Origin of the sequence: Bosea sp. RAC05, from assembly GCF_001713455.1 — a bacterium.
In the GTDB taxonomy this organism is placed as follows: Bacteria; Pseudomonadota; Alphaproteobacteria; order Rhizobiales; family Beijerinckiaceae; genus Allobosea.
Genome location: NZ_CP016464.1, coordinates 4,507,855 through 4,532,503, shown reverse-complemented (window position 1 = coordinate 4,532,503; position 24,649 = coordinate 4,507,855). Strand labels below are relative to the sequence as shown.

Annotated in this window: 18 protein-coding genes; 13 read left to right on the top strand and 5 right to left on the bottom strand. The window is 68.9% G+C overall.

The window, feature by feature from the left end; all coding sequences use genetic code 11:
- Nucleotides 1-407: 407 nt before the first annotated feature.
- Both gltB and BSY19_RS24930 read left to right on the top strand, forming a co-directional pair.
- Complete coding sequence (gene gltB, locus BSY19_RS24935; RefSeq protein ID WP_069056517.1) at nt 408-5,108, top strand: glutamate synthase large subunit; 4,701 nt, start codon at nt 408-410, stop codon at nt 5,106-5,108.
- Between the two features lie 6 nt (nt 5,109-5,114).
- A complete protein-coding gene (locus BSY19_RS24930) occupies nt 5,115-6,539 on the top strand; it encodes a glutamate synthase subunit beta (protein WP_069056516.1) in 1,425 nt (474 codons plus the stop codon).
- Between the two features lie 117 nt (nt 6,540-6,656).
- Here BSY19_RS24930 and BSY19_RS24925 read toward each other — a convergent pair whose 3' ends face one another.
- From BSY19_RS24925 to galE, 3 genes are all read right to left on the bottom strand, one after another.
- Entirely contained in the window at nt 6,657-7,877 is a 1,221-nt protein-coding gene (locus BSY19_RS24925) for an SGNH/GDSL hydrolase family protein (protein WP_171905203.1), read from the bottom strand.
- A gap of 62 nt (nt 7,878-7,939) precedes the next feature.
- Nucleotides 7,940-9,157, bottom strand: coding sequence for a lytic murein transglycosylase (locus BSY19_RS24920; RefSeq protein ID WP_069056515.1), 1,218 nt, complete (start codon nt 9,155-9,157; stop codon nt 7,940-7,942).
- A 119-nt stretch (nt 9,158-9,276) separates the two neighbouring features.
- A complete protein-coding gene (gene galE / locus BSY19_RS24915; RefSeq protein WP_069056514.1) occupies nt 9,277-10,266 on the bottom strand; it encodes a UDP-glucose 4-epimerase GalE in 990 nt (329 codons plus the stop codon).
- Nucleotides 10,267-10,441: 175 nt separating this feature from the next.
- Between galE and BSY19_RS24910 the strand changes: the two genes are divergently transcribed.
- Genes BSY19_RS24910 through BSY19_RS24900 form a run of 3 tightly spaced genes read left to right on the top strand, consistent with a single transcriptional unit; the run spans nt 10,442 to nt 12,702 of the window.
- Nucleotides 10,442-11,326 (top strand): UTP--glucose-1-phosphate uridylyltransferase, encoded by an 885-nt coding sequence (locus BSY19_RS24910; RefSeq protein ID WP_069056513.1) that lies wholly within the window; start codon nt 10,442-10,444, stop codon nt 11,324-11,326.
- Between the two features lie 25 nt (nt 11,327-11,351).
- Nucleotides 11,352-12,233: a methyltransferase domain-containing protein gene (locus BSY19_RS24905; RefSeq protein WP_069056512.1), complete on the top strand. Its 882-nt coding sequence runs from the start codon at nt 11,352-11,354 to the stop codon at nt 12,231-12,233.
- A gap of 16 nt (nt 12,234-12,249) precedes the next feature.
- Nucleotides 12,250-12,702, top strand: a complete 453-nt coding sequence (locus BSY19_RS24900) for an acyl-CoA thioesterase (protein WP_150129724.1) — start codon at nt 12,250-12,252, stop codon at nt 12,700-12,702.
- Here the strand turns inward: BSY19_RS24900 and BSY19_RS24895 are convergent.
- Complete coding sequence (locus BSY19_RS24895; protein ID WP_069056510.1) at nt 12,677-13,918, bottom strand: TadE/TadG family type IV pilus assembly protein; 1,242 nt, start codon at nt 13,916-13,918, stop codon at nt 12,677-12,679. The genes BSY19_RS24900 and BSY19_RS24895 overlap by 26 nt on opposite strands.
- 176 nt (nt 13,919-14,094) lie before the next feature.
- On the opposite strand from BSY19_RS24895, the gene purL reads away from it, so the two are divergent.
- The 5 genes from purL to bla all read left to right on the top strand — a co-directional run bounded on the left by purL (nt 14,095) and on the right by bla (nt 18,260).
- The gene (gene purL / locus BSY19_RS24890) at nt 14,095-16,302 is read left to right on the top strand and encodes a phosphoribosylformylglycinamidine synthase subunit PurL (protein WP_442856675.1); all 2,208 of its coding nucleotides are present in this window, start codon (nt 14,095-14,097) and stop codon (nt 16,300-16,302) included.
- Between the two features lie 11 nt (nt 16,303-16,313).
- Nucleotides 16,314-16,550 (top strand): BolA family protein, encoded by a 237-nt coding sequence (locus BSY19_RS24885; RefSeq protein WP_069056509.1) that lies wholly within the window; start codon nt 16,314-16,316, stop codon nt 16,548-16,550.
- Nucleotides 16,551-16,572: 22 nt separating this feature from the next.
- Nucleotides 16,573-16,821, top strand: a complete 249-nt coding sequence (locus BSY19_RS24880) for a hypothetical protein (protein WP_069056508.1) — start codon at nt 16,573-16,575, stop codon at nt 16,819-16,821.
- Nucleotides 16,822-16,838: 17 nt separating this feature from the next.
- Nucleotides 16,839-17,174: a Grx4 family monothiol glutaredoxin gene (gene grxD / locus BSY19_RS24875; RefSeq protein WP_069056507.1), complete on the top strand. Its 336-nt coding sequence runs from the start codon at nt 16,839-16,841 to the stop codon at nt 17,172-17,174.
- A 72-nt stretch (nt 17,175-17,246) separates the two neighbouring features.
- Nucleotides 17,247-18,260, top strand: a complete 1,014-nt coding sequence (gene bla / locus BSY19_RS24870) for a class A beta-lactamase (protein WP_069056506.1) — start codon at nt 17,247-17,249, stop codon at nt 18,258-18,260.
- Here bla and BSY19_RS24865 read toward each other — a convergent pair.
- Entirely contained in the window at nt 18,257-19,171 is a 915-nt protein-coding gene (locus tag BSY19_RS24865; protein WP_069056505.1) for a DMT family transporter, read from the bottom strand. The genes bla and BSY19_RS24865 overlap by 4 nt on opposite strands.
- Before the next feature lie 127 nt (nt 19,172-19,298).
- Here BSY19_RS24865 and BSY19_RS24860 point away from each other — a divergent pair, with 127 nt between their 5' ends.
- The 3 genes from BSY19_RS24860 (at nt 19,299) to BSY19_RS24850 (ending at nt 24,590) form a co-directional block, all read left to right on the top strand.
- A complete protein-coding gene (locus tag BSY19_RS24860) occupies nt 19,299-20,180 on the top strand; it encodes a type 1 glutamine amidotransferase (protein ID WP_069056504.1) in 882 nt (293 codons plus the stop codon).
- Nucleotides 20,181-20,563: 383 nt separating this feature from the next.
- Nucleotides 20,564-22,645 (top strand): methyl-accepting chemotaxis protein, encoded by a 2,082-nt coding sequence (locus BSY19_RS24855; RefSeq protein ID WP_069056503.1) that lies wholly within the window; start codon nt 20,564-20,566, stop codon nt 22,643-22,645.
- A 217-nt stretch (nt 22,646-22,862) separates the two neighbouring features.
- Complete coding sequence (locus BSY19_RS24850; RefSeq protein WP_069056502.1) at nt 22,863-24,590, top strand: mucoidy inhibitor MuiA family protein; 1,728 nt, start codon at nt 22,863-22,865, stop codon at nt 24,588-24,590.
- Nucleotides 24,591-24,649: the final 59 nt, after the last annotated feature.

Sequence of the window (24,649 nt, the reverse complement as noted above, 5' to 3'; positions counted from 1 at the left end):
ATTGGAATTCTGGCAAATTGACGGAATAGGACAGTGTTGCTGTCCCATTTTTCGCCGCGCAGACTGGTCCTGTAAAGGGTGCGGTCGTGCCATCGCAACGGAGCGGATCGATGACGAAGGGTACGGTCAAACACGCCAAAACCACTCGTACGCGTGCCGCCCGCAAAGCGGCAGCCTGACAGGCGCGGCAGGGCGACAAGCCCTCAGCGCCTGCGGAGGACGCGGGCGCCCCGAGACCAGCGCAAGCCACCTCCGACGAACGAGCCCCCGGCCATGCTGGCCCCGTCCTTGCTGCGGCTTGAAAAAGCCGGCGCGGGATCGGCGGCCCAGGGTGGGCGAAGGGTGATATGGACTCAAGGAGGTCCCCTGGCGGAAGCTGGGCGGGCGGTGGCAAGCGGGGTTTGACGATGGGCGAGATCAGCAAGGCGAGCGTGGCGGCGGCTGCAGCGAACTTCCCGGCTGTGCGTGACCCGGCGATGCCGGAACGCCAGGGTCTCTATGATCCGTCCTTCGAGAAGGATTCCTGCGGCGTCGGCTTCATCGCCGACATGAAGAACCGCAAGAGCCACGCCATTGTCGCGCAGGGCCTGCAGATCCTTCACAATCTCGACCACCGCGGCGCTGTCGGTGCCGATCCCAAGCTCGGCGACGGCTGCGGCATCCTCACCCAGATCCCGCATCGCTTCTTCGCCGAGGAATGCGCCCGGATCGGCATCGCCCTGCCGGCGCCCGGCGACTACGCCATCGGCCAGTTCTTCATGCCGCAGGACGACGCCGCGCGCGCGGTCTGCGAGGAGATCGTGGCTCAGACGATCGAGGAGGAGGGGCAGGTCTTCCTCGGCTGGCGCGACGTTCCGGTCGACTCCTCCGATCTCGGCGACGCGGTGCGCGAGACCGAGCCGCGCCATCGCCAGCTCTTCATCGGGCGCGGGCCCGGCGTCACCGACGCCGACGATTTCGAGCGCAAGGTCTTCGTGCTGCGCAAGTCCGTCTCCAACAAGGTCTACAAGCAGCAGGATCGCTCGACCGCGACATACTATCCGGTCTCGATGTCGGCCCGCACCATCGTCTACAAGGGCATGGTGCTGGTCACGCAGCTCGGCTCCTATTTCAAGGACCTGACCGACGAGCGCTTCGAGAGCGCCATCGCGCTCGTGCACCAGCGCTTCGCCACCAACACCTTCCCGTCCTGGCGGCTGGCCCATCCCTACCGGATGGTCGCCCATAACGGCGAGATCAACACGCTGCGCGGCAACGTCAACTGGATGGCGGCGCGCCAGGCTTCGGTCGATTCCGAGCTGTTCGGGGCCGACATCTCGAAGCTCTGGCCGATTTCCTATGAGGGCCAGTCCGACACGGCCTGCTTCGACAACGCGCTGGAGTTCCTGGTCCAGGGCGGCTATTCGCTCGCCCATGCCATGATGATGCTCGTGCCCGAGGCTTGGGCCGGCAATCCGCTGATGAACGAGGAGCGGCGCGCCTTCTACGAGTATCATGCCGCGCTGATGGAGCCCTGGGACGGGCCGGCGGCGATCGCCTTCACCGACGGCAGGCAGATCGGCGCGACGCTGGATCGCAACGGCCTGCGGCCGGCGCGCTATCTCGTCACCGATGACGGGCTCGTGGTGCTCGCCTCCGAGTTCGGCGTGCTGCCGATCCCGGAGGAGAAGATCGTCCAGAAGTGGCGGCTGCAGCCCGGCAAGATGCTGCTGATCGATCTCGAAGAGGGCCGGATCATCTCCGACGACGAGATCAAGAAGAGCCTGTGCCTGGCCAATCCCTACCAGGAGTGGCTCAAGCGCACCCAGATCGTGCTCGAGGAGTTGCCGCCGGTCGAGGCGCGCGCCCAGCGCACCGACGTGCCGCTGCTCGATCGCCAGCAGGCCTTCGGCTACACCCAGGAAGACACCAAGATCCTGATGGCGCCGATGGCGGTGACGGGGCAGGAAGCCGTCGGCTCGATGGGCACGGACACGCCGATCTCGGCGCTCTCGTCGAAGTCGAAGCTGCTCTACACCTATTTCAAGCAGAACTTCGCCCAGGTCACCAACCCGCCGATCGACCCGATCCGCGAGGAGCTGGTGATGAGCCTGCTCTCCTTCATCGGGCCGCGGCCGAACATCCTCGACCTGGAGGGGACCTCGCGGCGCAAGCGCCTCGAGGTGCGCCAGCCGATCCTGACCAATGACGATCTCGAGAAGATCCGCTGCATCGGCCATTACGAGGATCGCTTCGACACCAAGACGATCGACATCACCTATCCGGCGCGCGAGGGCGCGGCCGGCATGGAGGGTGCGATCGCGCGGTTGTGCGAGCGGGCCGAGGCTGCCGTGCATGGCGGCTACAACATCATCATCCTGTCCGACCGGCAGGTCTCGGCCGAGCGCGTGCCGATCCCGGCGCTGCTGGCGACGGCGGCCGTGCACCATCACCTGATCCGCAAGGGCCTGCGCACCTCGGTCGGCCTGGTCGTGGAATCGGGCGAGCCGCGCGAAATCCATCACTTCGCCTGCCTCGCGGGCTTCGGCGCCGAGGCGATCAACCCCTATCTTGCCTTCGAGACGCTCGAGGCACTGCTCGACGCCGGCGAATTCCCCAAGGAAGTCGACCGCTACGAGGTGGTGAAGCGCTTCATCAAGTCGGTCGGCAAGGGCATGCTCAAGGTCATGTCCAAGATGGGCATCTCGACCTACCAGTCCTATTGCGGCGCGCAGATCTTCGACGCCGTCGGACTGCGCAGCGACCTGATCGAGACCTATTTCACCGGCACGATCTCCTCGATCGAGGGCGTCGGCCTCGCCGAGATCGCCGAGGAGACGGTGCGCCGCCATCGCGACGCTTTCGGCGACTCGCCGATCTATCGCGATTCGCTCGACATCGGTGGCGAGTACGCCTTCCGCCTGCGCGGCGAGGACCATGCCTGGACGCCAGAGAACATCGCGCTGCTGCAGCATGCGGTGCGCGGCAATGCGCTCGACAAGTACAAGGCCTATGCCGAACTGGTGAACGACCAGAGCTCGCGCTTCTCGACGATTCGCGGCCTGTTTGCGATCAAGGATGCCGACGGCATCGGCCGCAAGCCGATCCCGATCGAGGAGGTCGAGCCCGCCGTCGACATCGTCAAGCGCTTCGCCACGGGCGCCATGTCCTTCGGCTCGATCAGCCACGAGGCGCATTCGACCCTCGCCATCGCGATGAACCAGATCGGCGGCAAGTCCAACACCGGCGAAGGCGGCGAGGAGCCCGAGCGCTTCGTGCCGATGGCCGACGGGCGCTCGATGCGCTCGGCGATCAAGCAGATCGCCTCGGGGCGCTTCGGCGTCACGACCGAGTATCTCGTCAACTCGTCGATGATGCAGATCAAGATCTCGCAGGGCGCCAAGCCCGGCGAAGGCGGCCAGCTGCCCGGCCACAAGGTCGATGCGCGCATCGCCAAGGTGCGCCATTCGACCCCGGGCGTCGGCCTGATCTCGCCGCCGCCGCATCACGACATCTACTCGATCGAGGACATCGCCCAGCTCATCTTCGACCTGAAGAACGTCAACCCGGCGGCCGACGTCTCGGTGAAGCTGGTCTCCGAGCTTGGGGTCGGCACGGTTGCGGCCGGCGTCGCCAAGGCGCGCGCCGACCACATCACCATCTCGGGCTATGAGGGCGGCACCGGCGCCTCGCCGCTGACCTCGATCAAGCATGCCGGTTCGCCCTGGGAGATCGGCCTCGCCGAGACCCACCAGATCCTGGTGATGAACAAGCTGCGCGGGCGCATCGCGCTGCAGGTCGACGGTGGCCTGCGCACGGGGCGCGACATCGTCATCGGTGCGCTGCTGGGGGCTGACGAGTTCGGCTTCGCCACGGCGCCGCTGATCGCGGCCGGCTGCATCATGATGCGCAAGTGCCATCTCAACACCTGCCCGGTCGGCGTCGCGACGCAGGATCCGGTGTTGCGCAAGCGCTTCAAGGGCGCGCCCGAGCACGTCATCAACTTCTTCTTCTTCCTCGCCGAGGACGTGCGCGAGATCATGGCTTCGCTGGGCGTGGCGCGCTTCGACGATCTCGTCGGCCGCTCGGACTGGCTCGACAAGAAGCAGGCGATCGATCACTGGAAGGCCAAGGGGCTCGACTTCTCGCGGATCTTCTACAAGCCCGACATGGGCCCCGAGGTGGCGATCCGTCATGTCGAGCTGCAGCAGCACCCGATCGACACCGTGCTCGACCGCACGCTGATCGCAAAGGCGCAGGGCGCCATCGAGCGCGGCGAGCCCGTCGTGATCGAGAGCGCGATCAACAACGTTGACCGTTCGACTGGCGCGATGCTGTCGGGCCAGGTCGCCAAGCGCTACGGCTATGCCGGCCTGCCCGACGACACCATCACGGTGAAGCTGACCGGAACCGCCGGCCAGAGTTTTGGCGCCTGGGTGGTCAATGGCGTGACGCTCGAGCTCACCGGCCAGGCCAACGACTATGTCGGCAAGGGCCTGTCAGGCGGCAAGCTGGTGATCAAGCCCTCGCCGGATGCCAGGCCGCTGGCCGAGCAGTCGATCATCGTTGGCAACACCGTGCTCTACGGCGCGATTTCCGGGGAATGCTATTTCCGCGGCGTCGCGGGCGAGCGCTTCGCGGTGCGCAATTCCGGCGCGATCGCGGTGGTCGAGGGCACCGGTGACCATGGCTGCGAATACATGACCGGCGGCGTCGTCGTCGTGCTCGGCCAGACCGGGCGAAACTTCGCGGCCGGCATGTCGGGCGGCGTCGCCTATGTGCTCGACGAGGACAAGAGCTTCGCCAAGCGCTGCAACCTCTCCATGGTCGATCTCGAGCCGGTCACCGAGGAGGAGGAGCTGATGCAGCGCATCCATCACCATGGCGGCGATCTCGAGTTCAAGGGACGCATTGACGTCATGGCCAACATGTCGGGCTATGACGCCGAGCGCCTGCACCAGCTGATCAGCGACCATCACAGGTACACCGGGTCGCTGCGGGCCAAGGACATCCTCGACAACTGGGCGGAGTACCTGCCCAAATTCGTCAAGGTCATGCCGGTCGAGTATCGGCGGGCGCTTCAGGAAATCGAGCAGGCGCAGGCCGGCCTGTCGGTCGCGGCGGAGTAAGGGCTGATGGGCAAGGTAACAGGCTTCCTCGAGATCGACCGGCGCGACCGCAAGTATCTCCCCGCATCGGACCGGATCAGGAACTACAAGGAGTTCGTGATCCCGCTCGGCGCCGAAGCGACGCGCGACCAGGCGGCGCGCTGCATGAACTGCGGCATCCCGTATTGTCACAATGGCTGTCCGGTGAACAACCAGATCCCGGACTGGAACGACCTCGTCTACAACGACAAGTGGCGCGAGGCGCTGACCAACCTGCACTCGACCAACAACTTCCCCGAGTTCACCGGCCGCGTCTGCCCCGCCCCCTGCGAGGCGTCCTGCACGCTGAACCTCGAGGATACGCCGGTCACGATCAAGTCGATCGAATGCGCCATCGTCGACAAGGGCTGGGCCGAGGGCTGGATCACGCCCGAATTGCCCAAGGCCAGGACCGGCAAGTCGATCGGCATCATCGGCTCGGGCCCGGCCGGGCTGGCGGCTGCGCAGCAACTCGCGCGCGCCGGCCACGAGGTCCATGTCTATGAGCGCCAGGCGCGCGCTGGCGGCCTGCTGCGCTACGGCATTCCCGACTTCAAGATGGAAAAGTCGCATGTCGAGCGCCGGGTCAAGCAGATGGAGGCCGAAGGCGTCGTCTTCCATTACGGCGTCAATGTCGGGGTCGACATCGACCCGGCCGAGCTGCTCGCCCGGCACGACGCGGTCGGCCTGACCGGCGGCGCCGAGAAGCCGCGCGACCTGCCGATCGAAGGCCGCGACCTCGCCGGCATCCATTTCGCGATGGACTTCCTGCCGCAGCAGAACCGGCGCAACGGCGGCGAGCCGGCCACGCTGGCCAACTCGCAGCCGATCCTGGCGTCGGGCAAGCATGTCGTCGTCATCGGCGGCGGCGACACGGGCTCGGACTGCATCGGCACCTCGGTGCGCCAGGGGGCGCTCTCGGTGACGCAGATCGAGATCATGCCGCAGCCGCCCGAGAAGGAGAACAAGCAGCTCACCTGGCCCAACTGGCCGCTGAAGCTGCGGACCTCGTCGAGCCATGAGGAGGGTGCCGAGCGCGACTTCGCCATCGGAACGGTGAGGTTCACCGGCGAGAACGGCCATGTCCGCAAGCTGCGCTGCGCCCGGGTCGACGCCTCGTTCAAGCCGATCGAGGGCACCGAGTTCGACCTCAAGGCCGATCTCGTGCTGCTGGCGATGGGCTTCGTTTCCCCCGTGCATGAGGGGCTGATCCAGAAGCTTGGCGTCTCCATCGACAAGCGCGGCAATGTCGAGGCCAACACGCTGGCCTACAAGACCACGGTCGAGAAGGTCTTTGCCGCCGGCGACATGCGCCGCGGCCAGTCGCTCGTGGTCTGGGCGATCCGCGAAGGCCGCCAGATGGCCCACGCCATTGACAAGCACCTGATGGGCGAGACGATTTTGCCGAGGTGAGGCGGAGAGCGTCATGGTCGGGCTTGACCCGGCCATCTCGGAAACCAGTGGCTTTTCGTCACGAGAGTCTCGGGTCTGCGCTTCGCTGCGCCCGAGAATGACGGCTGGCCCAGGGCCTCACCGCGGCCAGCGGTGATCGTCCATCCGCCCCGGCTTCGGTTCGGGCAGGATGCCCTCGCCGAAGATGCGGTCGAGCTGGCCGGCGATCTCGCCGCGGCCGCGCGCCTCGGGGATCGAGACCAGCAGCGCCTGATCGCCGGGCCCCGCCGTGCCGGTCAGCGGCAGGATCGGGCCGGCCGCGGGCTTGGCCTGGAGCGCGGCCGGCAGGCTGATCACGGGCAGGCCCGCGACCATCTGGTCGATCAGGCGCTCGATGCCGCCGGGCTGCAGCTCGGGATTGGTCGGGGCTCCGGTCTCGGGCGAGACGGGCAGGGCGATCACGCTGCCCTGGGTTCCCGGCTCGAACATCCGGCGCACCAGCACATCGACGAAATGTGCGGCCTTGCGGGCCCCGACCGCGGTGAAGTGGATGCCGTCGCCGAGCCGCAGCCGCGCCGGCTGGCCGGAGACGTCGGGGCCCATCGCGGCGTAGCGGTTCTCCGCATCGACGAAGGCGCCCCAGAGATCGACATATTGCCCGCCGGCGCGCTCGACCTGCTGGCGGTACTGCTCGTTGAAGGTCACCAGATCGGCGGAGAGCCGCGCATTCTGCACCGGCGGCGCCCCGACCCAGATCAGCGGGACGCGCCGTGCCGCGAAGGCCTGCGCGACGGCATTGATGCGCTCGCGATAGAGTTCGAGCCAGCGCGGGCTGAGCGGCTCGTGGACGATGTCGCCCTCGCGGATCGCCTGCCGGTCGTTGAGGCCGACCAGCATGACGCCGAGCCCGATCTTGGCATCGCCGGCGACGAGTTCGGCGGCGACCTTGGGCCAGTCGTGGAAGTCGCTGCGGACGAGGCCCGAGTCCGGTTTCGCCCGCGCGATCACGGCGAGATCGGGCCGGTCATCCAGTGCTTCCTCCAGCCCGTCGGCCAGCAGGTTGGCGAGCGAGTCGCCGATGACGAGGATGTGGTGGGCGACGTCGACCTTGGGGATCACGGGGTCGTCGCGGACGACGACGGGGGCGGCCGGGCGGCGCCGGGCCACCGGCGCGACGCGCTGGCGCTGCGGCTGGACCGCCTGGGGCTGCTGGGGCTGCTGCCAGAAGAGCTGGAACAGGCTGCGCTGCTGCTGCGGCGGTTGCGGCTGGCGCGCCTGCTGCGCGAGCGACGGCGGCCCCCCGGTCAGGAGCAGCAGGCCGGCGGCCGCCAGCATCGTGAAGAGGGCGCGCAAACGCATCGGGCTCTCGATCCGCGCCCCTGTGCGGGGCGGCGCCATCATAGCGGAAGACGGTGCGCCCGTCAGCGGGCCGTGCGCAGCCGCGCCAGCAGGGCCGGCGTCGGCCAGCCATCGGCGATCTCGCCCTGGCGGAGCTGGTACTGGCGCACGGCCTCGCGGGTGCCGGTGCCGATGCGCCCGTCGGCGTCGTGGTCGTAGAGGCCGAGCGCCTTGAGCCGGCGCTGCAGGTCCTGGATGCCGGATTTGTCGAGGCGCGGCGCCTGGACCGGCCAGTCCGCCTGGATGGCGGGGCGGCCCATGATGCGGTCGCCGAGATGGCCGACGGCGAGCGCATAGGCGTCCGACGAGTTGTACTTCTTGATGACGTCGAAATTCGCGGTGAGCAGCATCACCGGGCCGCGATGGCCGGCGGGGTAGAACAGCCGTCCCTCGCCGGAGGAGGGCAGCCGCCCGCCATCGGCCTTGCGTACGCCGGCCGAGGCGAACTGCGAGAAGCTCGCCCGGTTGAGCTTGTGGTCGAAGCCGTCAGGCAGCGTGACCTCGAGACCCCAGGGCAGGCCCGGCACCCAGCCATAGCCCTTGAGATAGTTGGCGGTGGAGGCGAGCGCGTCGGCGGTCGAGGTCCAGATGTCGGCATGGCCGTCGCCGGTGAAGTCGACCGCGTATTTGCGATAGCTCGACGGCATGAACTGGGTGTGCCCCATCGCGCCGGCCCAGGAGCCGCGCAGTTCGCGGCGCTCGACATGGCCTTCCTGGATCAGCTCGAGCGCGGTGAGGAGTTCGTCGCGGAAGAAGTCGCCGCGATAGCGCAGATGGGCGAGCGTCGCGAGCGAGCGGATCGTGTCCTTGTCGCCCTTGAAGGAGCCGTAGTTGGTTTCCATGCCCCAGACGCCCAGCACGATCTCGCGCGGCACGCCGTAGCGTGCCTCGACCTGGGCCAGGAGCCCGGCATTGTCGGCCGCCGCGTCGCGGCCGCGCGGGATGCGCGTGCCGCCCACCGCGCTGTTGAGGTAGCCCCAGATCGGGGCGGTGAACTCGGACTGCTTCCGGGTCAGCGCCTCGATGGCGGGGTCCGGGGTCACGCCGCGGAAGGCGGCGTCGAAGGTCGTGCGCGAGACGCCGCGGGCCTGGGCCAGCGGCCAGAGCCGCTGCAGGAAGGCGGCGAAGTCGCCCTGGGCCGGGCGGGCCGCGGCGGCCGGGCCGCCGATCGAGCCCGTGGTCTGGGCGAAGGCGGGCGCCAGGCTGATCAGGGCCGTTGCGGCGATGACGGACAGGCGCATGGAACACTCGGACGGCTGGAGAGAGGGACCGCTCCAGAGCGCCCGAACAAGATTAACCAAAGGTTAAGCCCGGCGGCAATGACGGGGGCGGGGTGTCGCAGCCGGCCGCGTCGATGCCTTCACATCGCGTTGCGGGTCTTCAGCTTCTCCTCCCAGGTCAGGGCCTGGCGGACGATCTCCTCGAGGTCGTCATGTTCCGGCGTCCAGCCGAGCTCGCTGCGGATGCGATCGGCCTTCGCCACCAGCGAGGCCGGATCGCCGGCGCGACGGCCCGAGAGCTTGACCGGGAAATCGACGCCCGAGACCTTCTTGACGACCTCGACCACCTCCTTGACCGAATAGCCGCGGCCATAGCCGCAATTCAGGGTGAGGCTTTCGCCGCTGCCGCGCAGATGCTCGAGCGCGGCGATGTGCGCGCGGGCAAGATCGGTGACGTGGATGTAGTCGCGGATGCAGGTGCCGTCCGGCGTGGGATAGTCGGTGCCGAAGACCTCGAGGCCCGGACGCTGCCCGAGGGCGGCCTGGCCCGCCACCTTGATCAAATGCGTCGCATTGGGCGAGGACTGGCCGGAGCGGCCCCGCGGGTCGGCGCCGGCGACGTTGAAATAGCGCAGCACGACATAGGCCAGCCCATGCGCCTTCGCCGTGTCGGCGAGCATCCACTCGCTCATCAGCTTCGAGCGGCCATAGGGGTTGATCGGGTTAAGGTCGATCTCCTCCGGCACGGGGCTGACCGCGGGTTCGCCATAGACCGCGGCGGTGGAGGAAAAGATGATCCGGCGGACGCCGCCGCGCACCGCGCTCTCCAGGAGGGCGCGGGTCTTCACGGTGTTGTTGAAATAGTAGCCCAACGGGTCGGCGACGGATTCGGGAACGACGATCTTGGCGGCGAAATGGGCGATCTCGGTGATGCCGTGCTCGGCGATGATGCGCGCAAGGAGGTCCTGGTCGCCGATGTCGCCCTGGATCAGCGGCACCTCCTTCGGCACGGCCCACCAGAAGCCGGTCGAGAGATTGTCCAGAACGACCACGTTTTCGCCACGGTCGAGCAGTTCCAGAACCATGTGGCTGCCGATATAGCCGGCTCCGCCCGAAACAAGTACCGCCATAGCCCGTCGTCACCTTCCGCCGGCAGGAACCGCCCCATGCAACAGGCGTTCACGGTCTCGCAAGCACATTCTGCTTCTACTACGATGCGACCGGTTTCGTACAAGCCGTGAGCAGGCCGCTTTTCAACCCGCACCGCCGCAGCCACGCCAGGCCGGGGCGCCAAATGGACCTTCCATGTCGAAACGCATCCGCAAGGCCGTCTTTCCCGTCGCCGGTCTCGGCACTCGCTTTCTCCCCGCGACCAAGGCGATCCCGAAAGAGATGCTGACGGTCGTCGACCGGCCCGCCCTCCAGCATGTGGTGGATGAGGCCCGCGCCGCCGGCATCGAGCATTTCGTCTTCATCACCGGCCGCAACAAGGCGGTGATCGAGGATCATTTCGACTTCGCCTATGAGCTGGAAGACACGCTGCGCAAGCGCAACAAGACGGCTGAGCTCGAGGCGCTGGCGGCCGATCTGCCGCTGGCCGGCGCGACGAGCTTCACCCGCCAGCAGCAGCCGCTGGGGCTGGGGCACGCGGTCTGGTGCGCGCGCGACATCATCGGCGACGACGAGCCCTTCGCGCTGCTGCTGCCGGACATGCTGCACCACACTCATGGCAAGGGCTGCCTCGCCGAGCTGATCGACGCCTACAACAAGCATGGCGGCAACCACATCGCCGTGGCGCCGGTGCCCGACGACCAGACGCATCAATACGGCATCGTCGGTGTCGAGAAGCGCGAGGCCAAGGTCTCGAAGGTGACCAAGATGGTCGAGAAGCCGGCCAGGGGAACGGCGCCGTCCAACCTGCACATCACCGGCCGCTACATCCTGCAGCCGACGATCTTCAACCTGCTCGCCAACCAGGAGCCCGGCGCGGGCGGCGAGATCCAGCTGACCGATTCGATGATCGCGCTGTCGCGTCTGGAGCCCTTCCACGCCGTGCGGTTCGACGGCGACATCTACGACACCGGCTCGAAGATGGGCTTCCTGGCGGCCAATGTCGCCTATGCGCTCGACCGCCAGGATCTCGGGCCGCAGCTGCGGCAGGAACTCGAGCGGCTGCTGGACCGTCTGTGAGACGGCCCCTGCCGGGACGCCACGCGTGAGTGATGCAGCCCGCGTCTTCGACCGGGCGCTGGGTCGGCGGCGGCTGACGCGGGCGCTGGCGGCCGGCTATCCGGATTTCCTGCTGCAGCGCGCCGCGGAGGATCTCGAGGAGCGGCTGGCGGCGGTGCTGCGCCGCTTCGAACGGGCGGCCGATCTCGGCTCGCCCCTGCCGCTGGCGGTGCCCGTCCTCGCCGGCAAGGCGGAGTCGGTGCTGCACATGGCGGAGGCCCCGGGCGGCCGGAGCGATTGGGTCGGCGATCTCGAACGCCTGCCTCTGGCCGCAGCGAGCCTCGATCTCTGTGCCTCGCTGCTCGCGCTGCAGGGCGTCAACGACCTGCCGGGCGCGCTGATCCAGATCCGCCGCGCCTTGCGGCCGGACGGGCTGTTCATCGGCTGCCTGCTCGGCGGCCGCACGCTCCACGAATTGCGGCAGGTGCTGCTGGAGGCGGAAGCCGAGACCGCGGGCGGCGCCAGCCCGCGGGTCGCGCCCTTCGCCGATCTGCGCGATCTTGGCAGCCTGCTGCAGCGGGCCGGATTCGCGCTGCCGGTCGTCGACAGCGAGGTCGTGACCGTGCGCTATCGCGACGTCTTCGGGCTGCTGCGCGACCTGCGCGCGCTGGGCTGGGGCAATGCGCTCGAGGCCCGCCGCCGGACGGGCCTGCGCCGCGACACGCTGATGCGGGCGGCTGCGCTCTATGCCGAGCGCCATGCCGACGGCGACGGACGCCTGCGGGCGACCTTCGAGATCGTCTGGCTCTCGGGCTGGGCGCCGCATGAAAGCCAGCAGAAGCCGCTGCGGCCGGGCTCGGCCAAGGCGCGACTGGCCGATGCGCTCGGCGTGCCGGAGATCGGCACGGGCGACAGGGCGGGCGGCTGAGAGCGGGAGGATGGCCATGAGCGGCAGACAGGAACGGCTCGCGCGCGCCGCTTTCGGCGTCTTCCGCGCGATCCCGACGCGCTGGCACGACAATGACGTCTACGGTCACGTCAACAATGTCGTCTATTATTCCTGGTTCGACACGGCGGTGAACGCCTGGCTCATCGAGCGCGGTTTCCTCGACATCGCCGGCAGCGCAACGGTCGGCCTCGTCGTCGAGACGACCTGCAGCTATTTCGAGAGTGTCGCCTTTCCGGAGACCGTCGAGCTCGGCCTCGGCGTCGAGCGGCTGGGCACCAGCTCGGTCACCTACCGGATCGGCGTGTTTCGCCAGGGCGGGGAGCGGGCGGCGGCGCAGGGCCGCTTCACCCATGTCTATGTCGACCGCGCGACGCAGCGCCCGGTGCCGATCCCGGCCGATCTGCGCGCGGCGCTCGAAGGCCTCACATCGTCAGGCGGATCTGGCTGATCTCGCGGGCGATCTGCTGGAAGATCGGGGTGAGCTGGGACGCATTGGAGACCTCGAAGAACATCGAGGGCTCGCTGGCGCAGCCGCGCAGCAGGCTGCTGTTCCCGTTGATCACGCGGATCGAATAGATCTTGATGCCCGCTGCCTTTGCATTGGTGCAGGCGGTGGCGGTGCGCTGGTCCATGGTGGTCTGGTTGTCGCCGAAGCGGTTCTGCGTGTTGTCGCCGTCGGTCAGCAGGATCATGTACTTGGTCAGCCGCGGCGTGGTGGAGGCGGCGGCCTCCGGCAGCGGCGCGCCCTGGCTGAGGCTCGCCATGCCCCAGGCGGCGCCGATCGTGACATTGGTGTTGCCCACCGGCGTCATCGCGTTGACGGTACTCTGCAGCGCGGTCCAGTCGCTGGTCAGCGGCCGGATCGGCGTCAGCGAGGCGTAGGCGCAGAAATCCGCGGGATAGAGCGTGGCGTTGACGCCGGAGACGGCGCTGGCATCGCTGACGTCATAGGCCTTGTCGCGGTCGCTGACGCAGCCCTGCCAGGTCGCCTTGGTGATGGTCTCGGTCGTCCGGCTCCGGCCGCTGCCGGTCGTGCGGGTCAAGTCGTAGCGCAGCCAGGGCGAGTCCTTGTAGGTCGTCGGCAGTCGCACCTGCGTCGCGAAGGGCACGATCGAAACGCGGATCTGGTCGGGCGTGGTCGCAGCGTCCTTCAGGATCTTGAGCAGGTCGAGCGAGGCCTTCTTCAGCTCGGTCATCTTGCTGGAGGAGGACATCGAGCCGGTGTTGTCGAGCACGAGCGCGAGTTCGACCGTGTTCGTGCCCCAGGCGGCCTGGGCGCTGGAGGAGACGGGGATGCGGTCGAAGCCGATCACGCGGGTGATGCTGGTCTCCACCGTCGTGTCGGCGGTGACGCTGACGGTGCGCGCCGCGCGATCGACCGAGACGGTGTAGGTTCCCAGCCGCGCATCGGCATTGCCGGCGAGGTTGGCGCGGATCAGGGCTTCGGCGCGGGTCCGGAGCTCGGCGTCGGTGAGCTTGCTGGCCTCGCGGGCCACCATCAGCGCGGCCGAATCGACGGCGACGTTGAGGCTCGCCCGGGCCGAACTCGCGCGGGCATAATCCACGCTCGCGCCGGCGATGCCGATCATCGGCAGGGCGACGATCCCGAACAGGATCGCGACATTGCCGGACGCATCTTTCCTGAAACGGGACAAAAGCGACATCGACTGTTCCTCCGCGGCACGGTCCGCTCCGTGCTGGCGGGACCAGCGCAGGGCGCGTGCCAGCCGGCCGCGCAGAGGCGGATGCGGCGGGAATGCGTTGTCTACGCCCGTCAGTCGGGTTATGCCCCGCGCATCGAAACTGGCCGCGCGGCCGGAACGGCAGGAACCCTCGCCCCGTGATTCCCAACGACATCAAGATCACGCCGCAGCTCGTCGCCGAACACGGCCTGAAGCCCGACGAGTACCAGCGCTTCCTGCATCTGATCGGGCGCGAGCCCTCGATCACCGAGCTCGGCATCGTCTCGGCGATGTGGAACGAGCACTGCTCGTACAAATCCTCGAAGATCCATCTGAAGACGCTGCCGACCAAGGCGCCCTGGGTCATCCAGGGCCCGGGCGAGAATGCCGGCGTCATCGACATCGGCGACGGCCTCGCCATCGTCTTCAAGATGGAGAGCCACAACCATCCGTCCTTCATCGAGCCCTATCAGGGCGCGACGACGGGTGTCGGCGGCATCCTGCGCGACGTCTTCACCATGGGCGCGCGGCCGATCGCGGTGCTCGATGCGCTGCGCTTCGGCTCGCCGGACCATCCGCGCACGCGCCATCTCGTCTCGGGCGTGGTGGCCGGCGTCGGCGGCTACGGCAATTCCTTCGGCGTGCCCAATGTCGGCGGCCTGACCGGCTTCCACAGCCGCTATGACGGCAACATCCTCGTCAACGCCATGGCGGTGGGCATCGCGCGGGCCGACGAGATCTTCTACGCCAAGGCCTCGGGCGTGGGGAAGGCGATCGTCTATCTGGGATCCAAGACCGGCCGCGACGGCATCCATGGCGCGACCATGGCGTCGGCCGCCTTCGACGAGGGCGCCGAGGAGAAGCGCCCGACCGTGCAGGTCGGCGATCCCTTCGCCGAGAAGCTCCTGCTCGAGGCCTGCCTCGAGATCATGGCGGCCGGCCATGTCGATGCGATCCAGGACATGGGCGCGGCGGGCCTGACCTGCTCGGCGGTCGAGATGGGCGCCAAGGGCGATCTCGGCGTGGAGCTCAACCTCGATGCCGTGCCCTGCCGCGAGGACGGCATGAGCGCCTATGAGATGATGCTCTCGGAGAGTCAGGAGCGCATGCTCATGGTGATCAAGCCGGGCCATGAGGAGCCGGCCGAGGCGATCTTCAAGAAATGGGGGCTGGACTTCGCCGTCGTCGGCCACACCACCGACAATCTGCGCTTCGTCGTGAAGCACCAGGGCGAGACCATGGCCGATCTCCCGATCAAGGAGCTCGGCGACGAGGCGCCCGAATATGACCGGCCCTGGATCGAGACGCCGGCCAAGCCGCGCCTCGCGCCCGAGAGCGTCGCGCCGCCGATGGCCAATGCCCAGGCCCTGCTGAAGCTGATCGGCTCGCCCGATCTGTGCTCCAAGCGCTGGGTCTGGGAGCAGTACGACACGCTGATCCTGGGCAATTCGGTGGTGACGCCGGGCGGCGACGCCGGGCTGATCCGCATCGAGGACGGGCCGAAGGGCCTGGCCATGACTGCCGACGTGACGCCGCGCTATTGCGAGGCCGATCCCTTCGAGGGCGGCAAGCAGGCGGTGGCGGAAGCCTGGCGCAATCTCACCGCGACCGGGGCGACCCCGCTCGCCGTCACCGACAATCTGAATTTCGGCAATCCCGAGCGGCCCGAGGTGATGGGGCAGCTCGTCGGCTGCATCAAGGGCATCGGCGAGGCCTGCCGTGCGCTCGACTTCCCGGTCGTCTCCGGCAATGTCTCGCTCTACAACGAGACCAATGGCGTCTCGATCCTGCCGACCCCGACCATCGGCGGCGTCGGTGTGCTCGCCGACGTGACCAAGCATGCGACCATCGCCTTCAAGGCGGAGGGCGAGGCGATCCTGCTGGTCGGCCAGACCACGGGCTGGCTCGGCCAGTCGGCCTACCTCGCGACGGTCTGCGGCCGCGAAGAGGGCGCCCCGCCGCCAGTCGATCTCGCCGTCGAGCGCCGCAACGGCGATGTCGTGCGCGGCCTGATCACGGCCGGGCGCGTCAGCGCCTGCCACGATCTCTCGGATGGCGGGCTCGCCGTCGCGCTGGCGGAGATGGCGATGGCCGGCGGAATCGGCGCGACCATCGAGACGCTGCCGGCGGGGCCTGCCCATGCCGTGCTCTTCGGCGAGGACCAGGCGCGCTATCTGGTCACCGTGCCGGCCGGCTCGGCCGAGGCGGTGCGGGCCGAGATCGCGGCGGCGGGCGTGCCGGTGACGGTGCTCGGCCGCACGGGCGGCGCCACGCTGGCGCTGGCCGGCGAGACCGCTGTGGCCGTATTCGAGCTGAAGAGCGCCCACGAGACATGGCTGCCGGCCTATATGGCCGGAAAGGCCTGAGGAGAACCGCCATGGCGATGGATGCCCACGACATCGAGGCGATGATCAAGGCGGCGCTGCCGGATGCGATCGTCGAGATCAAGGATCTCGCCGGCGACGGCGACCATTATGCGGCAACCGTGACCTCGGCCGCCTTCAAGGGCAAGACGCGGGTGCAGCAGCACCAGATGGTCTATGCCGCGCTGAAGGGGAACATGGGCGGCGTCCTGCACGCCCTTGCGCTGACGACGGTGACGCCTGATATTTGAGGCGAACCCTGGAGCAGCCGCCATGGCCGAGCCCGATCCGACTGTCGCCAATCATACGCTCGTTCTCCTGCGCGGCATGGACCGGAAGCTCGATCACGTCATCGAGACGCTCGGGCGGCACGATGTTCGCCTCGGACGGCTCGAGCGCGACATCGGCGAGGTTAAGAGCGATCTCGTCTTGCTCGAAAACCGGATGCTGACCCAGACCAATGAAATTCTTCGCATCGTGCATCGCCTCAACGAGCAGGACGCTCTGGCGAGCCAGAACTGAAATCCGGAGATACGCCCATGTCCGACACCAACGCCCGCATCGATTCCGAGGTGAAGTCCGCCGATGTGGTGCTCTTCATGAAGGGCACGCCGCAATTCCCGATGTGCGGCTTCTCCGGCCAGGTCGTGCAGATCCTGTCCTATGTCGGCGTGCCGTTCAAAGGGGTGAACGTGCTCGAGGATCAGGAGATCCGCGAGGGCATCAAGGCCTATTCCAACTGGCCGACGATCCCGCAGCTCTACGTCAAGGGCGAGTTCATCGGCGGCTGCGACATCACCCGTGAGATGTTCCAGGCCGGCGAGCTGCAGGCGCTGCTCGCCGAGAAGGGTATCGCGGTCAAGCAGGCGAGCTGAGTCCCGCCTCCGGCCCGACAAACCGGCGCCCCATTCGCCGTCATCCGTGCGCGCCGCTCACGGGAGACGCCGATGCCTCGCTTCACCATTACCGCCATCCTCGCCTGCGCTGTCGCCGCGCCCCTGCTCGCGCCGGCGCCGGCCGCGGCCGACTGGGACAAGGCGAGGCTGTCGCGCGAGATCGTCGCGATCGAGCGGGAGGCCAAGGGCCGCCTCGGCGTCGCCCTGCTCGATCTGAAGGACCGCTCGCTCTGGTCGCATCGCGGTGGCGAGCGCTTCCCGATGCAGAGCGTGTTCAAATGGCCGCTGGCGATTGCGGCGCTGCAGGCGGTCGAGGCCGGCAGGCTGTGGCTCGACCAGCCGATCACGATCAGGCGCCGCGAGTTCTCGCTCTATCACAGCCCGCTCGCCAAGGCCTTCAAGGGCGAGGCCAACGCCTATCCGGTGCGGGAGCTGATCGCGCTCGCCGCCGGCGAGAGCGACAACACCGCCGCCGACATCCTGATGCGCGAAATCGGCGGGCCGCAGGCGGTCACCGCCATGCTGAAGGCCGGCGGCATCACCGGTATCTCCGTCGACCGCTATGAGCGGCAGTTCCAGCCGGAGGTCTTCGGCTTGGCCGGATTCGGCTGGTCGGACGTGATCGACGAGCACGCCTATCGCGCCAGGCTGTCCGCTGTCGATCCGGCCAGGCGCAGGGCGGCCCTCCAGTTAGCCCTGAGAGATTCGCGCGACAGCGCCACGCCCGAGGCCAGCGTCGCCTTCGTCGAGGCGCAGGCGAAGGGCAACTGGCTGCGCGAGCCGGCGCACAGCGCGCTGATCGACAGGATCACCCTGGAAACGAAATCGGGTCCCGACCGCATCCGCGCCGGCCTGCCGCAAGGCGCGCGCTTCGCCCACAAGACCGTCGCCGGGCTGACGATGGACGGCATCAACCACGCCACCAACGACATCGGCCTCGTCACCCTGCCGAACGGGCGTGTCTTCGCCATCGCGGTCTATCTCGCGGGTTCGACGGCGGATGCCAAGCAGCGCGAGGCGGCCCATGCCGCAGTGGCGCGGCTGGCGGTCGCGGCGCTGCGCTAGGCGCGCTTGGCCAGCCGCTCGGCGATGAAGATGCCGCCGAGCACGAGCAGCAGGGCGACGCCGTGATAGAGCGCGAGCTGCTCGCCGAGGATCAGCACGGCGAGGATCGGCGCGAAGACCGGCACGAGATTGACGAAGACGCCGGCGCGCCCCGGGCCGATCAGCTCGACCGAGCGCATGAAGAAGAGCTGCGACAGGATCGAGGGGCCGATCGCGACATAGAGCAGGATCAGCCAGCCCTGGGGCGCCTTCACCACGAAGGCCCCCTGCGCGACCTCGATCGCCAGCAGCGGCAGCGAGACCAGGCAGGCCACCATCGCCAGCGCCGAGAAGAAGACGAGGCCGGGCACCTGCGGCCGCGAGCGGATCGCGACCGTGTAGCCCGCATAGAAGGTGCAGGCGACGATCATGAAGAGATCGCCCGGCGCGAAGGCGAATTGCCGGAGCACCGCAATGTCGCCGCGGCTGGCGACGACGGCGACGCCGAGCAGGGTGATGAGGACGCCGAGCGCCTGCACCGGGCCGATCGGCGTGCGATAGGCGATGAAGGCGCCGATCAGCACGAAGACGGGAATGGAGCCCTGGAGAATGCCGATATTGATCGCCGTCGTCGAATAGGCGGCGAGATACATCAGCGCGTTGAAGGCGGTGAAGCCGACGGTGCCCATCGCGACGATGAACTTCCAGTGGGCCCGCAGCACCGGCCAATGCGCCCTGATCTGGTGGCGCAGCAGCACCGGCATGACCGCGCAGACCACGATCCAGCGCAGCGAGGTCAGCGCCATCGGCGAGATGGCGTCGACCGCGAGGCGACCGGCCACCGCATTGCCGCCCCACATCAGGGTCGTCAGGGTCAGCAGCAGATAGGCATTGCCCCAGAGGCGCTGCTTGAGGGTCTGGTTCGCGGGCAAGCGGTCAACCGATCCGGAAACGGGCTCCTGCAATAGCCTTGCGCGCGGTTCGCGTCATGTGGGATGAGGCGCAGTGGCGCCCGGCGCCCGGCGCATCCCTCACCCACAGTCACCCGCGGCCTCTCCCATGCTCGATGTCGTCCGACGCCCGCTCCGCCTGCTCTTCGTGGACGGCAACACCCGCGCCCAGCGCGAGAGCCACGCCGCCGGCTATGGCGCCCAGCCGGCGGAGGCCTATGCCGCCGAGGTCGCCGCGATCGAGCCCGGCGTGGTGACCGATATCTGCCTGCCGGCCGACGCCGGCGCCAATCTGCCGGACGGGGCGGGCTTGCAATCCTATGACGGCATCATCCTCACCGGCTCGGCCCTGCACATCTACGAGCTCGAGCCGGCGGTCACCCGCCAGATCGAGCTGATGCGCGCGATCTATGCCAGCGGCACGCCCTGTTTCGGCTCCTGCTGGGGCATCCAGATGGGCGCGGTCGCGGCCGGCGGCACCGTGACGCGCAACCCGCGCGGGCGCGAGGTCGGCTTCGCCCGCCGGATCACGGTCAACGAGGCCGGCCGTAGCCATCCGCTGCTGGCCGGGCGCCCGGCGGCCTTCGACGCACCGGCGATCCATCTCGACACGGTGGTGCTGCCGCCCGGCGACACCACCATCCTCGCCTCGAACGCCTATAGCGACGTGCAGGCGGCCGAGATCCGCCATGAGGGCGGCGTGTTCTGGGGCGTGCAGTACCACCCGGAATTCCCACTGCGCCAGGTCGCCTCGATTCTCGGGCGGATGGTGCCGATCCTGGTCGAGGAAGGCTTCCGGCGCGACGAGGCCGCCGCCGAGACCTGGCTCGCCGAGCTGCGCGCGCTCGACGCCGACAGGAGCCGCCAGGACCTCGCCTGGGCGCATGCACTCGATGCGGAGGTTCTGGACGACGCCCGCCGCGTCACCGAGCTGCGCAACTTCCTGAACCACCGCGTCAAGCCGCAGGCGAGCGCGCGCGGACGGGGTTGAACACCGGCGAAGCGAGCCCCGCTGCCCTGTTTGGTGCCGTTTCGAGCCCCCGAGACCACCGACACATCTGAGTCGCGACGCAGAGGCAGGCCGGCCCCGCCCCAGCGGCAGCGCGCGGCTGACGCTACACGCACTGGGGAGGCCGGGCGATCATCGTTCGGTGTCGCTGATTTCAGGTGCATTTCCCGCTAAAGTTGCAAATTGCTTAGGCAATTCTCGCTCTGGATTAATCGTATTTTAAATGTCGTGAGACGAAATCGAGCGAGATTGTGACGCAAGGAGAGGGTTTTGAAACCTCATCGATCCCTGCGGCACCTGCGCTGACTACCTGATCGTCATCCCGCCGGCGCGTGCGCTGCGCCGCTTCATGGGGCCCGAAGTCGTTGAAATCCATCCGCACCAAAATCATCGCGATCCTGGCGATCATCTCGCTGGGCGCCATCATTTCGTCGGCGCTGGGCCTCTGGGCCCTGTCGCGCTCCAATGACCTCAGCCAGCGCTCCGCGACCCTCTCCGACGTCACGCTTGCCACCGACAAGATCAACGGCCATGTCCTCGGCGTCGTCATGGACGCACGCGGCATCTACATGTCGAAGGACGCCGCGGCCGCCGAGCCCTTCGCCAAGGGCATGGAGGCGCGCTTCCCGCAGATGCGGTCGCTGGCGGCCGAGCTGACCCGGATCGCTCCGGAATCGGAGCGGGCCCAGACGCGGGCGATCGAGAAGGCCATCGCCGATTTCATCACGTTCCGGACGGAGACGATCCGGCTGGCGCGCGAGGTCTCGACCGCGGCGGCCAACACGCAGGGCAACAACGAGGCCAACCGCAACAACCGGCGGGCCCTCAACGATCTGCTCGTCGCCTTCGCCAAGACCACCGATGCCGCCAGCGACGCGCTGCAGACCGAGGCCGCGAGCTTCACCCAGATGGCGCAGACGGGCCTGCCGATCGTGCTCGGCGTCACGCTGCTGGGCTCCCTGCTGATCGCCATGTTCTTCGCGCAGCGCTCGCTGACCCGCCCGATCCTCGATCTCAGCGGCGTCATGGAGGCGCTGACGCGCGGCGATCTCAAGGTGGCCGTGCCGCATCTCGGCCGTCAGGACGAGATCGGCACCATGGCCAAGGCCGTCTCCGTGCTGCGCGAGAGTTCCGAGCAGGTCGCGATCCTGCAGCAGCAGGAGCAGGCGGCGGCGGCGACGCGCCTGGCCCGGGCGCAGTCGATGGAAGCCGTGGTGTCGGATGTCGGCGAGGTCGTGGCGGCGGCGGCGGCGGGCGATTTCTCGGCGCGGCTGCAGATCGACCATGCCGACGAGCAGATGCAGAAGCTCGTCGCCGGCATCAACGAGATCAATGCCGTGGTCGACGGCGCCACCAGCGAGTTCTCCGACGCGCTGCAGGCGATCGCGGCGGGCGACCTGACCCACCGGGTCGACACCGCCTATCGCGGCCGCTTCGCCGATCTCAAGGGCGCGATCAACGACACGGTCGATCGGCTGTCCTCGACCGTGAAGACGATCCAGCTGACCTCGGCCGATGTCGGGCTCGCCGCCCGCGAGATCAACATGGGCGCGGACGATCTGTCGAAGCGCACCGAGGAGCAGGCGTCGAGCCTGGAGGAGACCGCGGCGACGACCGAAGAGCTCGCAGCCTCCGTCAAGGCCACCGCCCAGGCCTCGCGCCAGGCGGCGAGCGTCGCCAATGATGCGATGCAGGCGGCGCAGACCGGCGGCGCCATCGCCGGCCAGGCGGTCGACGCGATGGCGCGCATCGAGAGCGCCTCGACCAAGATCTCCGACATCATCCGGGTGATCGACGATATCGCCTTCCAGACCAATCTGCTGGCGCTGAACGCGGCGGTGGAAGCGGCGCGGGCCGGCGACGCCGGCAAGGGCTTCGCGGTCGTGGCCTCGGAGGTCCGGACCCTGGCGCAGCGGTCGAGCGAGGCCGCCAAGGACATCTCGGCGCTGATCTCGTCGTCGAACAGCGAGGTCGGCGAGGGCGTCAAGCTCGTCCGTCAGGCCGGCGAACAGCTCAGCCAGATCCTCGCAGCGTCCGAGAAGGTCGCAGCCACCATCGCGGAGATTTCCGCCGCGTCGGGCGAACAGGCGAGCGGCATCGACGAGATGAGCCAGGCCGTCGCCCATCTCGACGAGATGACCCAGCAGAATGCGGCGCTGTCCGAACAGAGCGCGGCGTCTGCCGGCTCGCTCTCGGGCAAGATCGCCCAGCTCAACGACCTCGTCGCCGCCTTCAAGACCGGGCCGGACACCGGCCGCTCCGCAGCGGCGCCGGCCCCTGCCGGCGAGCCCGCCCGCCTGCGCCAGCTCGCGGAAGCCGCCTTCGCCCAGACCCGGGCGCCGGCTCCCCGCGCCGCTGCCCCGGTGCCTGCGCCGCGCCCGGCGCCGGCCCCCGCCAAGAAGGTCGCCAACAGCCGCGCCAGCGATTCGGGCTGGGAAGAGTTCTAAAGCCGGTTCCCGCCGCGCAACGCCAAGCAAGGCCCTGCCCGACCGGCAGGGCCTTTTGCATGGGGGCCCATCTCCGCGGATGAGGTCGCGCCCCGCCGCGGGGCGCCAGCGGCTGCTCCGATCCCGCCGTCCGCAATCGGGCCCAATTCCGCCTTGGCCTCGTCCCAATCGGGCCTGCCTATCACGGGCTCGTGATCGTCTATGGGGATAGCACAGCATGATGACCCGTTTCGCCGCCGCCCTGGTGCTGGCTCCCAGCTTCGCGGGGGCCGCCGAGATCGAGCTGGCCTCGCGGATCGACCGCGTCACGGTCTATCCGGACGGGGCGGTGGTGACGCGGCTGGGCAAGGCCGAGCTGCTGCAGGGCGCCTCCCAGATCGTGCTGCGCGGCCTGCCCGCGACCATCGACCCCGCATCGATCCGTGTCGAGGGCCGGGGCAGCGCGGCGGGTGCCGGTGGCGGCGCCTTCTCGATCGGGGCCGTCGATGTGCGCCTGGCGCCGGGCGAGGCGAAGCCGGTGCTCGACGCGGTGATCGAGGGCAAGCTCACCGCGCTGCGGGACGAGAAGCAGGCGCTGGCCGGGCGCATCAGCGCGATCGAGGCCAAGCGCGCCACGATCGAGCGCTTCGGCCAGACCGGGCCCGACAAGCTCGGCCCCGACGGCAAGGCGCTGCCGGTGGCGGACTGGCCGGCCGTGTTCGAGGCCATCGGCACGGCGCTGGTGAAGGTGCATGAGGAATTGCGCGGCGTCCGCGCCCGGGCGGCGGATGTCGAAGGCGAGATCGCGGCGCTGGAGCGGGCCAGGCCGCAGCCGGGCCGGCCGGGTGCGCCCCGGCGCGACGTCGCCATCGCCGTCGAGGCGCCGGCGCCGCTGTCGGCCGAGTTCATGGTGACCTACCGCGTCGGCGGCGCTGGCTGGACCCCGCAATACGAGGCCCGTCTGTCGACCGCCGGTGCCGGCGGCAAGCCTTCGCTCGATCTGCTGCGGCGGGCGGAGCTGCGCCAGCGCACGGGCGAGGACTGGGCCGATGTGGCGCTGACGCTGTCGACGACTCGCTCGGCCGGCGGCACGCAGGCGCCGGAGCTGACGCCGGTGCAGGTGATGTTCTTCGAACCGCCGGCGCTCTACGAGACGCGCCCGCTGGGGCGGGCCGCGCCGGCCCCGATGGCGCCCGCCCGCGCCAGGGCGGAGGCCGACGCGATCGCCGAACAGTCGCAGAAGGCGGCCGCCCCCGTCGCCGCCGAGGCGCAGACCGCCCAGATCGAGGCGGGCGCCTATCAGGCGAGCTTCCAGGTGCCCGGGCGCGCCACGGTCCCGCAGGACGGCTCGTCCAAGACCGTGCTGCTGAGCCAGGCGAAGGCCGAGCCGGCGCTGGCGGCGCGGATCGTGCCCGAGCTGGAAGAGAAGGCCTATCTCGAGGCGAGCTTCGTCCATGACGAGGCGGCGCCGCTGCTGCCTGGATTGGTCGCCCTGCATCGCGACGGGAGCTTCATCGGGCGGGGCCGGATCGGGCTGGTGGCGCCGGGCGACAAGGTCGCGCTCGGCTTCGGCGCCGACGACAAGCTCAAGGTCACGCGCGCGCCGGTGCGCCGCCGCGAGAACGAGCCGAACTGGCTCGGTCAGACCCGCACCGATCTGCGCGAGTTCCGCACGGTGGTGAAGAGCCTTCACGCCCAGCCGGTGAAGGTGACGGTGACCGAGCGCATCCCCTATTCGGAGAGCAGCGCGATCACGGTCGAGAGCCTGCCGGCGCAGACGACACCGCCGACCGAGAAGCAGGTCGGCGACAAGCGCGGCGTCTCGGCCTGGACCTTCGATCTCGCGCCCGGCGCCGAGAAGGAGATCAAGGTCGCCTACCGGATCAAATGGCCGGGTGACCGCGAGGTCACCTATGCCCCGCAGCCGGGGCCGGGGCCGCAGCCGATGCCGCGGCCGCTGAACTGAGGCGGGGACGTTCGCTCACGAACCACGCGTCATCCTGGACCAGCCGCGCAGCGGCGCCG

Excerpts from the sequence above, each read along its gene's own strand:
- BSY19_RS24895 (WP_069056510.1), bottom strand. The coding sequence starts at position 13,918 with ATGTCGCTTTTGTCCCGTTTCAGGAAAGATGCGTCCGGCAATGTCGCG.
- grxD (WP_069056507.1), top strand. The coding sequence starts at position 16,839 with ATGTCCGACACCAACGCCCGCATCGATTCCGAGGTGAAGTCCGCCGAT.
- BSY19_RS24885 (WP_069056509.1), top strand. The coding sequence starts at position 16,314 with ATGGCGATGGATGCCCACGACATCGAGGCGATGATCAAGGCGGCGCTG.
- BSY19_RS24880 (WP_069056508.1), top strand. The coding sequence starts at position 16,573 with ATGGCCGAGCCCGATCCGACTGTCGCCAATCATACGCTCGTTCTCCTG.
- BSY19_RS24925 (WP_171905203.1), bottom strand. The coding sequence starts at position 7,877 with ATGCGTTTGCGCGCCCTCTTCACGATGCTGGCGGCCGCCGGCCTGCTG.
- BSY19_RS24900 (WP_150129724.1), top strand. The coding sequence starts at position 12,250 with ATGAGCGGCAGACAGGAACGGCTCGCGCGCGCCGCTTTCGGCGTCTTC.
- galE (WP_069056514.1), bottom strand. The coding sequence starts at position 10,266 with ATGGCGGTACTTGTTTCGGGCGGAGCCGGCTATATCGGCAGCCACATG.
- bla (WP_069056506.1), top strand. The coding sequence starts at position 17,247 with ATGCCTCGCTTCACCATTACCGCCATCCTCGCCTGCGCTGTCGCCGCG.
- BSY19_RS24930 (WP_069056516.1), top strand. The coding sequence starts at position 5,115 with ATGGGCAAGGTAACAGGCTTCCTCGAGATCGACCGGCGCGACCGCAAG.
- gltB (WP_069056517.1), top strand. The coding sequence starts at position 408 with ATGGGCGAGATCAGCAAGGCGAGCGTGGCGGCGGCTGCAGCGAACTTC.
- BSY19_RS24860 (WP_069056504.1), top strand. The coding sequence starts at position 19,299 with ATGCTCGATGTCGTCCGACGCCCGCTCCGCCTGCTCTTCGTGGACGGC.
- BSY19_RS24850 (WP_069056502.1), top strand. The coding sequence starts at position 22,863 with ATGATGACCCGTTTCGCCGCCGCCCTGGTGCTGGCTCCCAGCTTCGCG.
- BSY19_RS24910 (WP_069056513.1), top strand. The coding sequence starts at position 10,442 with ATGTCGAAACGCATCCGCAAGGCCGTCTTTCCCGTCGCCGGTCTCGGC.
- BSY19_RS24920 (WP_069056515.1), bottom strand. The coding sequence starts at position 9,157 with ATGCGCCTGTCCGTCATCGCCGCAACGGCCCTGATCAGCCTGGCGCCC.